We start from the raw sequence: 14,106 nt of genomic DNA on the forward strand, positions 1-14,106 counted from the left end.
ACCCCGATCGAAGGACAGTCCCCGTCCCGCGGGGACTGGCGAAGGGGCCTCTGAGCAGGCCCAATGGCCTGCTCAGAGGCCAGCGCACGCCCCTACCCCCGGCATTCCATGCCGTATTCCTCACCCACACCCCGCGTCGCCCCGCGATGATGGTCCCCTCGCAGCTTGGAAGGGCGGCAGGGAATGCGGCGACTCGTCTGGCTTGGGTTCGCGCTGGTGCTGGCCATGTTCGGCTTGCCCGCCGCCCGTGCCGCCACCGATTGGTCCGCCCTGGCGCGGCCGGCGTTCCGCCATCTGGGTTTTGACGAGGGCCTGCCGCACCCCATCGTCACCGCGCTGGCGCAGGACCGCGTCGGTTTTTTGTGGATCGGTACCCAGGGCGGCCTGGCCCGTTACGACGGCCACCGCCTGCGCCGCTACCCTGGCGGCGACGGACCCGGCGCCTTGCCCGACCCCAACATCCAGGCCCTGCATGTCGATGCCCAGGGCCGCTTGTGGGTGGCCACGCGCGGCGCCGGCCTGCTGCACCACGAACCCGAGAGCGACCGCTTCCTGCCCGTGCCCGCGCTAGGGCTGCAAGGCATCTGGGCGCTGCAGGACGAAGGGCCCGATGCCCTCTGGCTGGCCAGCGAAGCCGGGCTGCTGCGCCTGCAGCAGGGCCAGGCGCAGACCTGGCCGGCCGATGACCCGCTGGCACCCCTGCTGCAGGCGCCGCAGCGCGCGCTGGCGCGCGCGGCCGATGGCAGCCTCTGGGTGGGTGGCGCGCTGGGGCTGGTGCACATCCGGCAGGGCAGGGCGGAGCGGGTCGGGCCGGCCACGGGCATCACGGCGCTGCTGGCCGAGTCCGACGGCACGCTCTGGGTGGGCAGCAGCAGCGCCGGCCTGGGCCGGGTGACACCGGCTGGGATCTGGGAAACGGTCTGGCCGGCCGAGCATCCGCAGCTCAATGGCCGCGGCGTGCAGGCCCTGCTGCGCGTGGCGCCGGGCGAGCTCTGGGTGGCCGGCTATGGCAATGGCGTGGTGCGCTTTCCCGGGCCGGCCGCGGCGGCGCTGCGCCACGACCCCTATGTGACCAGCAGCCTGGCCTCGGACGGCGTGCGTGCGCTGCTGCGCGACCGCTCGGGTCTGGTCTGGCTGGGCACCGACCAGGGCCTGGACCGTCACGACCCCCAGGCCCAGGGCTTCGTGAACCTGCTGCATTCGCCGCGCCAGCCCGAGGGCCTGGCGGACCGCCATGTCGTGCACATCGGCGCCGGGCCGACGCCCGAGCAATGGTTGCTCGGCTACGGCGGGCAGGGCCTGGGCCTCTTGAGCACGCCGGCGGATGGCCCGGCGCGCCTGCTGCCGCTGCAGCTGGACAGCCCGGGCGCGGCATTGCCGCTGCAGCAGCAGCGTGTGCTGGCCAGCGTCTGGCAAGGGGAACGCCTGTGGGTGGGCACGCTGCAGGGCCTGTACCGGGTGGACTGGGCGGCACGGCGCGCCGAACGCGTGGCGCTGCCCAGCGCCCAGCCGCACCCGCGCGTGGATGCGCTGATGGTGGACCGCGACGGCGGGCTCTGGGTCGGCAGCACCGAAGGGCTGCTGCGCCAGCGCCCCGCTGGCTTCGAGCTGCTGCGCCACGAGCCGGGCCGCCGCGACAGCCTGCCGCACAACCGTGTCAACGCCCTGCTGCAGGATCACCAGGGCCGCATCTGGGTGGGCAGCAACGGCGGGCTCTCGCGCTGGCTGGGCGAGGCGCGCTTTGCCAACCATGTGCGCGACCTGCGCCGCCCCGACAGCTTCTGCCACAGCGACGCCGTCTCGCTGCGCGAGGACGCCAAGGGGCGGTTGTGGATCGCCACCCTGGGGGGCGGCCTGTGCCTGCTGCAAGACGAGGCGGCCAGCCGCTTCCGGCACTTCGGCCGCGCCGAGGGCCTGCCGCACGACAACGTCGGCGGCCTGCAGGTCGACGGCCAGGGCCTTTTGTGGGCCAGCAGTGCCGATGGCCTGTTCAGCCTGGAGCCGAACGGCGCGCACCTGCGCAGCTTCGGCCTGAGCGAGGGCGTGGCGGTGCGCAGCTTCTGGGTCGATTCGGCGGCGCGCACCGCGCAGGGCGAGCTGCTGTTCGGCGGCGGGGGCGGCCTGGTGGTGGTGCGCCCCACGCGGGTGCCCGGTGCGGCCGCGGCGCCGCCGCTGGTGGTGAGCAGTCTGCGCGTGGACGGCCAGCGCCGCCACCTGCCCGCCAGCGGGCTGCGCCTGGCGCCCGGCCTGCAGTCGCTGCAGATCGAGTTCAGCGCGCTCGATTTCCGCGCCGCCGAACGCCTGCGCTACCGGCATCGCCTGCTGGGGCTCGAAGAGGCCTGGACCGAGGGCGATGCCAGCCAGCGCGTCGCCACCTTCAGCCGTCTGCCGCCGGGCCGCTACGAACTGGAGCTGCAGGCCGCCTTGCCGGGCGAGGGCTGGTCGGCCGCGCTGCGCGTGCCGGTGGAGCAGCTGCCGGCCTGGTGGCAGACCTGGTGGGCGCGTGCCCTGGCCCTGCTGGCCGTGGCGCTGGCGCTGGCCGGCCTGGTGCAGCTGCGCACGCGCAGCCTGCAGCGCCAGCGCCAGGCGCTGGAGGCCGAGGTGGCGCAGCGCACGCAGGAGCTCTCCACCGCCAATGCCACGCTGGCGCGCAGCGCCGACACCCTGAGCCTGCTGGGCGACACCGGCAAGGCCCTGACCGCGCAGCTGGACCTGCAGGCCATCTGCGCCACCCTGCACCGGCAGCTGGCCCGCCTGCTGCCGGTGGATGCGTTTGGCGTGGCCCTGCTGGAGCCCGATGGCCGGCAGCTGCGCTTTCCCTACTACTTCGAAGACCGCCTGGTGCAGGGCGACACGGTGCAGCTGGACGACCCGCTCTCCTTGAGCGCGCGTGCCTTCCGCGAGGCCCGCGAGCTCGATGTGCTGGACGAGCAAAGCAGCGAGTCCGCGCCCGAGGTGGCGGGCATCGAGGTGGGCGAACCGATGCGCTCGCTGGTGTTCCGGCCGCTCACGCTGAACGAGGAGCGCATCGGCATCGTCACCATGCAGAGCCGACGCGCCCAGGCCTACGGGCCGCAGGAGCTGGACATCTTCCGCAGCCTGGTGGCCTATGCGGCCATCGCGATCGGCAATGCGCGTGCCTTCACGGCGCTGCAGCAGGCGCAGGCGCAGCTGGTGGAGCATGCCAAGCTGGCCTCGCTGGGCCAGCTGGTGGCCGGGGTGGCGCATGAGGTCAACACGCCGCTGGGCATTGCGGTGACGGCCAGCTCGCATCTGCTGGAGCGCACCCAGCAGGTGCAGGCCGAGCTGCAGGCGCAGCGGCTTTCGCGCGGCGGGCTGGCCGGCTTTCTGCAGGAGGCCGAGCACACCGGCCAGGTGCTGGAGCAGAACCTGCGCCGCGCCGCCGGGCTGATCGAGCATTTCAAGGAGGTCTCGGTGGACCGCACCTCGGACGGCCAGCGCCGCTTCGAGCTCGGGCCCTATCTGGACGAGCTGCTGGAGAGCCTGCGCCCGAGCTGGAAGCACCGGCCGGTGGTGGTGGAGTGCGCCGTCGAGCGCGGCCTGTGGATGGACAGCTTTCCGGGCGCGCTCGGCCAGGTGCTCAGCAACCTGGTGCAGAACGCGCTGCTGCACGCCTTCGCGCCCGAGCAGCGCGGCCAGATCCGCATCCGCGCCGAGCGCCTGGGCGAAAGCCAGCTGCGCCTGGAGGTGGCGGATGACGGCCGCGGCATCCCGGCCGAGCACCTGGCGCGCGTCTTCGATCCCTTCTTCACCACCAAGCGCGGCCAGGGTGGCACCGGGCTGGGCTTGCACATCAGCTACAACCTGGTGGTGCAGAAGCTGCAGGGCCTGATCCGCGTGCACAGCGCGCCGGGCCAGGGCTGCCGCTTCGAGCTGTTGCTGCCCTGCGTGCTGGCGCCGGCCGCACCCCCCGAACCTGGAACATGAACCTCGCCATGACCCGCCTGATCTTGCTTGCCGCCCTGTTGCTGAGCGCCTGCGCCAGCGGCCCTTCCGAACCCCCGGGGCCGGCGGCCAAGGAAACCATCCTGGCCGTCACCGCCGACCACCGCTTGATCCGCTTCAACGCTGGCCAGCCGCAGCGCCTGCTGGCCAGCCTGGCGCTGCGCGGGCTCAAGCCCGGCGAGCGGGTGCTGGGCATCGATTTCCGCGTCGCCCGCAACCAGCTCTACCTGCTGGCCAGCAGCGGCCAGCTGTACCGCGTCAAGGTGGACAGCGCGCAGCTCGAGCCCGTGGGCGAGCCGCAGCCCCTGCCCAACGGCGGGGCCGGTGAGTGGGGCTTCGACTTCAACCCCACGGTGGACCGCATCCGTGTCGTCAACAGCCATGGCGCCAATCTGCGCCGGCACCCGGACAGCGGCGCCCAGGTCGATGGCGACCCCAACCAGCCCGGCCTGCAGGGCGATGCCCTGCTGCAGTTCGACCCCAGCGACCGCCATGCCGGCCAGCGCGCCGAGGTGGTGGCGGCGGCCTACAGCTACAACAAGGACGACGAGAAGCTCACCACCAACTACGCCATCGACGCCGCGCGCGGCCTGCTGCTCACCCAGGGCAGCCGCGAAGGCGTGCAGCCCGTGGTCTCACCGAACAGCGGCCGCCTGTTCACGGTGGGTTCGTTGGGGCTCAAGCCCTTCGTGCGGGCGCAGTTCGACATCTCCGATGTGCGCAATCAGGCCTATCTGGCGGTGGACGGGCAGGGCGCCGGCGACACCTTGTTCCAGGTGGACCTGGGCAGCGGCCAGGCGCGCCGCATCGGACCCCTGGTCGGCGGCGCCAGCCTGCGCGGCTTGGCCATCGAGCCCTGAAGCGGGCTGCTGCGCCAGCCAGCGGCGCAGGCCCTGCTCGCCGGCGCGCATCACCGCCTGGTGGTTCCAGCGGAACAGCGGCGCCAGCCAGCGCAGGCTGCGGCGCATCCAGGGCTTTTGCACATCCACCGCCCAGCGGTAGTGCACGCAGGTCTGTGCGCCCTCGGTCCAGAGCGTCCATTCCCCTTCCCCCTGCAGATGGCCGACGGCGCGCCCGGCCAGGCGGCGTTCGCGCTCGGCGGCGGTGCAAGTCATCACCAGGCTGAGCGTGTAGGGCAGGCGGGTGCGCCAGCGCAGGCGTCGCACCGCACCCACCCCCTGGCCGGCGCGCAGGGTCTGCACCTCGGCCACATAGGGCCACCACTGCGGCCAGTCCTCCACCCTTGTGAGGGCCTGCCAGACGGCGGGAGGCGCGGCGTCCAGGCGCCACAGGGTTTCAAGCTGGAAGGCGGGGGGCGGGCTGTGCATGCCCCCCTGTACGCGCCGGCGGACGGCCCGGATGCAGTTCAGGGCTTGACGGTTGGCCAGCCGCGCTTGACCCATTCGGACATGCCGCCCTCGACGTACTGCACCTGCGTGTAGCCGGCCTCGCGCAGCTTCTGCGCGGTGGCCTTGGAACGGTTCTGCGTGCGGCAGATCAGCAGCAGGGGCTCGTCCTTGCCCGGCAGCTCGGCCAGGCGCTGGGGCAGCTGGCTCATGGGCAGCAGCTGGGCCCCTTCGGCCACGCCGGCGGCGTGCTCGGCTGGCTCGCGGATGTCGATCACGCGCAGCTTCCCCTGGCCCAGGGCCTCGCGGGCGACTTCCAGCGGCACGCTGGGGGCCGGTTCGGCCCGCAGGGCCAGGGCAGGGCAAAGCAGCAGCAGGGTGCGGCGGGGGAGTTTCATGGCGGGCAAGAAGGGAGCGGGCAGCGGGCTGGCATTCTGCGTCGTGCGCCGTCATCCTGGGGCAAACCCGTTCCTGCGAAAGGAGGGGATGGCCGGCGCGTCGGGCTGCGGCATAGTCGCCGCGCCTCACTACGCTGGCCGGGTTGGCTGGCTGTTCCGTCTGTGGAGTCCGCATGTCCGCGCGTCTGTCCCGTCTTGTTCCTGTGTTCGCCGGACTGGTGTTGGCGCTGAGCGGTGCACGCGCCGAGCCCCTGTCCTTCCAGCTGAGCTATCAGGATCTGGCGCGGGTGGCGGCGCAGGGCGTGGCGCCGCTGGTGTGGCAGGTGCAGCCGGACATGGTGCGGCGCGTGCTGCAGGCCTACACCACGCTGAACGGGGTGGAGCGCCTGGAAGTGCATGAATGGCAGGGCGGGCTGATGGCGCGCGTGGACCGTGCCGTGCCCATGCCCCTGGGGCCGCGCTGCGAGCTCAGCGAGCCCATCGTGCACGAAGGCCGTTCCATCGGCCGCCTGGTGCTGACGCTGCGCTGCGGCTGAGGCTCGGCCTCGAATCCCGGGCCCGACAATCCGGGCCATGAACACCACCCTGACGATCACCCGGCCGGACGACTGGCATCTGCATGTGCGCGACGGCGCCGCCTTGCAGTCCGTGCTGCCCTACACGGCGCGCCAGTTCGCCCGCGCCATCGTGATGCCCAATCTGCGCCCGCCCGTCACGACGAGCGCCCAGGCCGTGGCCTACCGCGAGCGCATCCTGGCCGCGCGGCCCCAGGAAGGCCCGGGCAGCGACTTCCAGCCGCTGATGACGCTGTACCTGACCGACAACACGCCGGTCGCCGAGATCGAGGCCGCCAAGGCCGCCGGCGTGGTGGCGCTCAAGCTCTACCCGGCCGGGGCGACGACCAATAGCGATGCCGGCGTCACCGACATCCGCAAGACCTACAAGACCCTGGAAGCGATGCAGCGCGCTGGCCTGCTGCTGCTGGTGCACGGTGAGGTGACGGATGGCGAGATCGACGTGTTCGACCGCGAGGCCGTCTTCATCGACCAGGTGATGCGCCCGCTGCGTGCCGACTTCCCCGAGCTCAAGGTGGTGTTCGAGCACATCACCACCAAGGAATCTGCCGAGTACGTGGCCGCGGCTGACCGCTACACCGCCGCCACCGTCACGCCGCAGCACCTGCTCTACAACCGCAACAGCATCTTCATGGGCGGTCTGCGCCCGCATTACTACTGTCTGCCGGTGCTCAAGCGCGAGGTGCACCGCCAGGCCCTGCTGCAGGCCGTAGCCAGCGGCAGCCCGAAGTTCTTCCTGGGCACCGACAGCGCGCCGCATGCGGCGCAGCTGAAGGAGGCCAGCGTGTGCGGCGCCGGCTGCTTCACCGCCCCGGCCGCACTGGAGCTCTACGCCGAGGCCTTCGAGGCCCTGGGCGCGCTGGACAAGCTCGAAGCCTTTGCGAGCCACCATGGCCCGGACTTCTACGGCCTGCCGCGCAACACCGGCACCGTCACCCTGGTGCGCGCGCCGCAGACCTTGCCCGAGACCCTGCCCTTCGGCGACAGCCTCATCAAGCCCCTGCGTGGGGGTGAAACCCTGAACTGGAAATTGCTCGCATGAATGGTGAACGCCCCACGCGCATCGCGCTGCTGATCGATGCCGACAACTCGCCCGCCGGCAAGATCGACCTGATCCTCACCGAGCTCGCCACCCTGGGCGTGGCCAATGTGCGCCGCGCCTACGGCAACTGGAAGAAGGACGCGCTCAAGGGCTGGGAAAAGCTGCTGCACGAGCACGCCATTCGCCCCATGCAGCAGTTCGACTACAGCAAGGGCAAGAACGCCAGCGACATGGCGATGGTCATCGACGCGCTGGAGCTGCTCTACACCGACAAGCCCGACGCCTTCGGCATCGTCAGCAGCGACGCCGACTTCACGCCCCTGGTGATGCACCTGCGCGCCAAGGGCGCCGCGGTGTACGGCTTCGGCAACCGCCAGACCCCGCAGCCCTTCGTCAACGCCTGCTCGCAGTTCCTCTACCTGGACAAAGTGGAGAGCGCCGGCAGCGGCGGCGCCAATGCGCCCCAGCGCATGAGTGGCAGCCAGCTGCGCCAGGACGGCAAGCTCGTCACCCTGCTGCGCCACGCCGTGCAGGCGGCGGCCGGCGAGGAGGGCTGGGCCATGGCCGGAAACGTCAGCCAGCAGATCCGCAACCAGGCGCCGTTCGACCCGCGCAACTACGGCTACCCCAGCTTCAGCCGCCTGCTTGAAGCCACCAACTTGTTCGAGCTGCGTCGCGAAGGCTCGGTGGCTTGGGTGCGCGACCGCCGCGAGGGCAAGCCCGATTCACGCGCCGACGTGGAGAGTGGCCGTACGGAGACGCCGGAGGTTCGTGAACCCCGTGAGAGCCGCGAGACGCGGGAGCCCCGTGAGCCCCGTGAAGGACGCGGCGAACGCCGCCGTGGCGAGCGTGGCCGGCGCCAAGCCACCGAGGCCACGGCGCACCATGAGCCGATGGTGGAGCTGGTGGCCGAGCCGCTGCCGGCCCCCGCTGTGGTGGCCAACCCGGTGGCCGACCCGGTGGCCGAGGTGCTGGCCGACCTGATGGCCGAGCCCAGCGCCGAGACCACCAGCGCGCCCGCCCCGGCGCCGAAGAAGCGCGCACCCCGCAAGAAGGCGGCGGCCGCGCCGGCCGCCGAGCCCGCCGCAGTGGAAGCCCCCGCCCCTGCCCCGGCCCCGCGCCGCCGCCGCACCAAGGCGGCCTGAGCTTGCCGCTGCCGCCCGGCTTCATCGACGCTCCCTGGTGCGCGCCGCTGCGTGCCGCCTGGGCGCGCGTGGGCCGCGGTGGCACGGTGGCCGAACGGCTGAACCAGGCCGGCCTGGCGCCGCGCCGCTTCGTGCCCCAGGCCGAACTGCCGCCGGGAGAGGCCTACGAGGCCTTCATCGCGCGCAGCGGTCAGGTACCCACGCGCGACAACGCGCACGACCTGCTCAACGGCCTGCTCTGGTGCGCAGAGCCGGCCATCAAGGCGCGGCTCAACGAGCTGCAGGCGCAGGCCCTGGCGGCCCAAGGCAGCAGCGGCCCGCGCGGCCCGCTGCGCGATGCGCTGACCCTGTTCGACGAGAACGGCGCCTGGTGGCCCGACTGCCCGCCCGCGCTGGCCGAAGCCTGGCGCCAGCGTGACTGGCCACACCTGTTCCTGGGCCTGCGCGGCCAGTGGCAGAGCCGCCCGCGCCTGTTCGGCCATGCGCTGCTGGAGCAGCTGGCGCTGGCCCCGCGCAAGCCCTTGTGCGCCCATGTGCTGCTGGCCGACCCGATGACCCTGAACGCTGCCGACTGGGCGGCCAAGCCCTTCCTGCCGCTGCCGGTGCTGGGCGTGCCGGGCTGGTGGCCGGCCAACGCGAGCCCCGACTTCTACGATGATCCGGCCGTCTTCCGTCCCTTGAGAGTGAAGCTCCCCGCATGAAGCGATTCCTGATGCTCCTGGGCGCGCTGCTGTGTGGCGCCGCGCTGGCCCAGGAGGCCCCGCCGCCGGCTCCGCCGGCCCCAGCGGCTTCCGAGCCGGCGGCCCCCCTGTCCGCCACCGCGCGCCGCCTGTTCGATGGCGCACGCGCCAATCTGCTGCAGGTGCGCACCCTGCTGGCCCAGCAGGACAGCCAGGCCAGCGTGGGCTCCGGCTTCGTGGTCAGCGAGGACGGCCTGATCGTCAGCAACTACCACGTCGTCAGCCAGGCGGCGCTGGAGCCCGACAGCTACCGCCTGCGCTTCCAGACCGCCGACGGCCGCCGCGGCAAGCTGCAGATCCTCGCCATCGACGTGCGCCGCGACCTCGCCCTGCTGCGCGCCAGCAGCGAAAAGGATGAGCCGCTGCGCTGGACCAGCCCGCTGCGCTTTCGCCCCGCCGCCGAGAAGCTCGACAAGGGCGACCGCATCTACTCGCTGGGCCATCCGCACGATGTCGCCTTCGCCATCGTCGAGGGTAATTACAACGGCCTGGTCGAACGCAGTTTCGACGACCTGATCTATTACGCCGGCTCGCTGAACCCCGGCATGAGCGGCGGCCCGGTGCTCGACGATCGCGGCCGCGTCGTGGCGGTGAACGTCTCGACCCTGCTGTTCTCGCAGCAGATGAGCTTCCTGATCCCGGGTGGCTTTGCCGAGGCGCTGCTGGAGCGCGAGCGCGGCCATGCCCCGCTGCGCGGCCCGGCCTGGGCGCAGGCGCGCGATCAACTGCTGGCCTACAGCGACGAGTTGGTCAAGGCCTTCATGGCGCAGCCCTGGCAGGACTGGGGCCACGCCCGCTACCGCCTGCCGATCCCGCAGGAGCGCTTCCTGCGCTGCTGGGGCCGCAGCGCCGACCCCGAAAGCAAGGGCCTGCAGTTCGCGCGCAGCCAGTGCCGTCAGGATCACGCGCTCTTCATCAACAACAGCCTGCAGACGGGTTATCTGGAGGTGCAGGCCGAGGTCTATGACGGCGCCAAGCTCGGCGCGCTGCGCTTTGCCAAGCAGTACACGCAGAGCTTCCGCAACGAGAACCTGGGCCGCCCGAACGACCGCGACCGCACCGCGCCGCATTGCACCGAGAGCTTCGTCGATGCCCAGGGCCTGCCGGCGCGCGCCGTCATCTGCCTGCGGGCCTACCGCAAGATGGAAGGCGTGCACGACCTCACCGTGCTGCTGACGGCGGTGGACCACCCGACCCAAGGCCTGCTGGGCCGCTTCGATGCCCGCGGCGTCAGCTTCGACGCCGCCATGCAGTTGGCCCGCCACTTCATTCAGGGCTATGGCCGCAAGGGAGCGGCACGATGAACCGCAAACCCCTGGCCTACATCGATGTGCTGGACGGCGACCAGGCGCGCAGCAGCCTGGCCGTCTACCCCGACGAGGACGGCAGCGCGCGTCTGCGCATCGGCCGCAGCTTCGATTGCGCCCTCAATCTGGACGACGCCCATCTTGCGGCCGAGCACGCCGAGCTGCACATCCACGCCGAACCGCAGGCCACGCTGACCCTGCTGCCCAGCCTGAACGGCGCCTGGCAGGGCCTGCACCATCTGCGCGCCGGCGCCACGCTGAACTGGGCCGCCGATGGCGTGATCCAGATCGGCCACACGCGATTGAGGCTGCGCCATGCGGCCGCGCCGCTGGCCGAAGAGCTGGCGCCGCTGCAGACCAGCCGCCAGGGCCTGTCCAGCGGCCTGCAGATGCTGCTGCTGCTGCTGGCGGTGGGCGGCCTCTCGGCCTTCGAGTTCTGGCTCGGCGCCGAGCCCGACACGCCCTGGTCCGCGCATCTGCGCCCGCTGCTGATGCTGGGGGCGGCGGTGAGCATCTGGGCCGCACTGTGGGCCTTGCTGACCCAGCTGTTCCAGCGCCGCTTCCCCTTCCAGCTGCACCTGCGCCGCACCCTGCTGGTGCTGCTGGGGGTGACGGTGCTGGACGGTCTGCTGAGCGCTGGCGCCTACATCGCCTCGTCGCCCTGGCTGATGGTGCCGGCCACGCTGCTGCCCGGCCTGGCATTGGCCGGCCTGGTGGTGTGGCAGGGCCGCATTGCCCTGCCCAAGCGCCGCAAGATGCTCAACGCCCTGGTGTTGAGCGCGCTGGCCACCTGGCTCGTCTTTGCCTGGAACGCGCAGGAGCAGCGCCAGTACCGCTGGCGCCCGCCCTATCTGGCCACGCTGCTGCCGCCGCAGCTGCGCGCTGCGCCGCTGCGCCCGGTGGACGCCCTGCTGAAGGACGCTGCCGCGCTGCGCGAGCCCCTGGCCGCCAAGGCCAAGCGCGACCCACAGGGCAACGAGATCAGCGAAGAGGACTGATGACGGACAATGGGCCCGTCGTGAAGCACTCCAGACCGCCGCTGGTGCAATCGCCGAAAGGCCGCACTGGAGGAAGGTCCGGACTGCACAGAGCAGCGTAGGGGGTAACACCCCTCCGGCGTGAGCCGAGGATCAGAGCAACAGAGACGAGTCCATGGTCTCAAGGAAGGCGCGGTGCAAGCTGCCACTTCCTGAATCCGACCCACAGGGCCTGGCTTGCCGGGCATGCTGGGCGGGGCGCCGCAAGGCGAGGGCCATGGGGTGAAACGGGCAATCTCTACGCGCAGCAACACCAAGTAGGCCGGTTTTGAGGTGGCTCGCTGAGCCGGCGGGTAGGTGGCATCGAGCCGGGGTGTGAGCCCCGGCCCAGAGGAATGGCGGTCACCGGCCCCGCAAGGGGTCGGACACAGAATCCGGCCTATCGGGGTGCTTCACGACACCTCTTGCAGCAATGCCCTGACGGATGGCTTCCGGGGCAGCGCGCCCTGATACTGGCTCGCTTCGCCGTACCGAGCTCAGCGCCCATGCATCCCCAAGCCGCCACGCTCTGGCGCTACCCTCACTGGACCCTGGCCGTGCTGCTGGCGGGTCTGGGCATGATCGGCCCCTTCTCGATCGACACCTACCTGCCCGCCTTCGAGGGCATCGCGCGCAGCACCGGCGCCACGCCCGTGCAGCTGCAGCAGACCCTGTCCAGCTACCTGCTGGGCTTTGCGGTGATGAATCTGTTCCACGGCGCGCTGTCCGACTGCTTCGGGCGCCGGCCGGTGGTGCTGGGCGGCATGGCGCTGTTCACGCTGGCCTCGGTCGGCTGCGCACTCTCCCAGCAAATCGAGACCCTGATCCTCTTCCGGGCGTTGCAGGGCGTCAGCGCGGGTGCCGGCATGGTGGTCTCGCGCGCCGTTATCCGCGACCTGTTCCCGCCCTCCGAGGCGCAGCGCGTGATGTCGCAGGTGACGATCTTCTTCGGCGTGGCGCCGGCCATCGCGCCGCTGGTGGGGGGCTATCTGTACGTGCATGCCGACTGGCACGCCATCTTCTGGTTCCTGGCCGGCGTGGGCCTGCTGCTGCTGACGATCAACTGGCGCCTGCTGCCCGAAAGCCTGCCGCCGGAGTCGGTGCAGCCCTTTGCCGTGAAGCCGCTGATGCGCGGCTACAGCGGCCTGCTGCGCAACCCGCGCTTCCTGCTGCTGGTGCTGGCCAGCGGCATCCCCTTCAACGGCATGTTCCTGTACGTGCTGGCGGCGCCGACCTTCCTGGGCCAGCACCTGGGCTTTGCGCCCACACAGTACTTCTGGTTCTTCCTCTGCACCATCGGCGGCATCATGGGCGGCGCCGCGTTGAGCGGGCGCCTGGCCGGGCGCATCAAGCCCCATGTGCAGATCCGGCGCGGCTTCAGCATCATGGTTGCCGCCACCTTGCTGAACCTGCTGCTGAACCTGCTGCTGCCCGGCCACGAGGTGTGGAGCCTGCCGCTGATCGGGCTCTTCAGCCTGGGCTGGGCGCTGATGGTGCCGGTGGTCACGTTGATGGTGCTGGACCAGGCGCCGGACCGGCGCGGCATGGCGAGCTCGCTGCAGTCGGCCATCGCCGCCGGTGCCAACGCCCTGGTGGCGGGCGCGCTGGTGCCGCTGGTGATGCACTCGCTGATCGGGCTGGCACTGACCTCGGCCGGCTTCATGCTGGTGGGTTTGGTGGCATGGCGCACGGTGCGGCGCGCTCTGCCGGTCAGCCCCGATGCTTGAGCTGCGGCATCCGCGCTAGGCTCGGGCCACTTCAGATGCAGGAGCGGCGATGCGCTGGCTGGGAATGCTGTGCCTGGTGGTGGGGATGCAGACGGCCGGCGCGCAGCCGGTGCTGCGCTTTTGCGCCGAAGACGAGGACAGCCACCCCTGGCTGCTGAAGGGCGGACGCGGGTTGAACATGGTCATGCTCGGCGCCGTGGAAGAGCGCCTGGCCCTGCGCATTCTGGTGGAGCGCCAGCCCTGGCGGCGCTGCCTGCAATCCCTGCGCGACAACCTGGTGGACGGCGCCTTCAAGGCCAGCTTCAGCGCCGAGCGCCAGGCCTTCGCCCATTACCCGCTGCGCAACGGCCGGGTGGACGAGGAGCGGCGCATGCTCACCGAGAGCTACCACCTGTTTCGCCGCAAGGGCACCGCCGTGCACTGGGATGGCCAGCAGCTGCAGGTCGGGGAACGCCCGGTGGGCGCGCAGGCAGGCTTTTCCATCGTGCCCTGGCTGCAGGCCAAGGGCCTGAAGGTGGACGAGGGCACGCGCCAGGCCGAGGCGGTGCTGACCAAGCTGGTGCGCGAGCGCATCGACGCCGCCGCGCTGCAGACCCAGCAGGCCGAGCACCTGATCCGCAAGCACCCCGAGTGGGCCGGGCTGATCGAGCGCCTGGAGCCCCCGCTGGTGGCCAAGCCCTATTACCTGCTGCTGTCGCGCGCCCTGGTGCTGCGCGATGGCGCGCTGGCCGAACGCATCTGGGATGCGGTGGGAGCGGTGCGTGAATCGCCGGCCTACCAGCAGGCCGTCGCCGAGTTTGATTGAGAACTGGTAGGTGAACGCCGTTCAATTCAAGCTGCCCCC

General features: G+C 71.4%; 10 protein-coding genes, 1 other RNA gene and 2 pseudogenes. 11 read left to right on the forward strand and 2 right to left on the reverse strand.

Translation table 11 applies throughout. The annotated features are described in order from the left end of the window. The first annotated feature begins 183 nt into the window (after positions 1-183). Together I7X39_RS18620 and I7X39_RS18625 are read left to right on the forward strand one after the other, a co-directional pair. The gene (locus I7X39_RS18620) at positions 184-3,948 is read left to right on the forward strand and encodes a sensor histidine kinase (protein ID WP_198112680.1); all 3,765 of its coding nucleotides are present in this window, start codon (positions 184-186) and stop codon (positions 3,946-3,948) included. 8 nt (positions 3,949-3,956) lie between these two features. After that, a complete protein-coding gene (locus I7X39_RS18625; RefSeq protein WP_198112681.1) occupies positions 3,957-4,826 on the forward strand; it encodes a DUF4394 domain-containing protein in 870 nt (289 codons plus the stop codon). Between the two features lie 60 nt (positions 4,827-4,886). Here I7X39_RS18625 and I7X39_RS23340 read toward each other — a convergent pair. Then, positions 4,887-5,369, reverse strand: a pseudogene (locus I7X39_RS23340) (SRPBCC family protein); the annotation flags it as partial. Further along, a complete protein-coding gene (locus I7X39_RS18630) occupies positions 5,333-5,710 on the reverse strand; it encodes a rhodanese-like domain-containing protein (protein WP_198112682.1) in 378 nt (125 codons plus the stop codon). The gene I7X39_RS18630 and the pseudogene I7X39_RS23340, both read right to left, overlap by 37 nt. 173 nt (positions 5,711-5,883) lie before the next feature. Between I7X39_RS18630 and I7X39_RS18635 the strand changes: the two genes are divergently transcribed. From I7X39_RS18635 to I7X39_RS18675, 9 genes and pseudogenes are all read left to right on the forward strand, one after another. Then, entirely contained in the window at positions 5,884-6,246 is a 363-nt protein-coding gene (locus I7X39_RS18635) for a hypothetical protein (RefSeq protein ID WP_198112683.1), read from the forward strand. Positions 6,247-6,283: 37 nt separating this feature from the next. Next, positions 6,284-7,327 carry a dihydroorotase gene (gene pyrC / locus I7X39_RS18640; RefSeq protein WP_198112684.1) on the forward strand — a complete coding sequence of 348 codons (1,044 nt, stop codon included), beginning with the start codon at positions 6,284-6,286 and terminating at the stop codon, positions 7,325-7,327. Next, a pseudogene (locus I7X39_RS23345) lies at positions 7,324-8,049 on the forward strand (NYN domain-containing protein); the annotation flags it as partial. The gene pyrC and the pseudogene I7X39_RS23345, both read left to right, overlap by 4 nt. Before the next feature lie 425 nt (positions 8,050-8,474). Next, positions 8,475-9,173 (forward strand): DUF3025 domain-containing protein, encoded by a 699-nt coding sequence (locus I7X39_RS18650; RefSeq protein ID WP_198112686.1) that lies wholly within the window; start codon positions 8,475-8,477, stop codon positions 9,171-9,173. Continuing rightward, positions 9,170-10,516 carry a S1 family peptidase gene (locus I7X39_RS18655; protein ID WP_198112687.1) on the forward strand — a complete coding sequence of 449 codons (1,347 nt, stop codon included), beginning with the start codon at positions 9,170-9,172 and terminating at the stop codon, positions 10,514-10,516. Before I7X39_RS18650 ends, I7X39_RS18655 begins: the two co-directional genes overlap by 4 nt. Continuing rightward, positions 10,513-11,517: an FHA domain-containing protein gene (locus I7X39_RS18660; protein WP_198112688.1), complete on the forward strand. Its 1,005-nt coding sequence runs from the start codon at positions 10,513-10,515 to the stop codon at positions 11,515-11,517. The genes I7X39_RS18655 and I7X39_RS18660 overlap by 4 nt, the downstream gene beginning before the upstream one ends. 22 nt (positions 11,518-11,539) lie before the next feature. Continuing rightward, positions 11,540-11,954, forward strand: an RNA gene (rnpB, locus tag I7X39_RS18665) — RNase P RNA component class A. 87 nt (positions 11,955-12,041) lie between these two features. After that, complete coding sequence (locus tag I7X39_RS18670; RefSeq protein ID WP_198112689.1) at positions 12,042-13,262, forward strand: multidrug effflux MFS transporter; 1,221 nt, start codon at positions 12,042-12,044, stop codon at positions 13,260-13,262. Positions 13,263-13,311: 49 nt separating this feature from the next. Further along, positions 13,312-14,067: a substrate-binding periplasmic protein gene (locus I7X39_RS18675; protein ID WP_198112690.1), complete on the forward strand. Its 756-nt coding sequence runs from the start codon at positions 13,312-13,314 to the stop codon at positions 14,065-14,067. The last annotated feature ends 39 nt before the right edge of the window (positions 14,068-14,106 follow it).

The organism is Inhella proteolytica (assembly GCF_016093275.1).
Taxonomy (GTDB): domain Bacteria; phylum Pseudomonadota; class Gammaproteobacteria; order Burkholderiales; family Burkholderiaceae_C; genus Inhella; species Inhella proteolytica.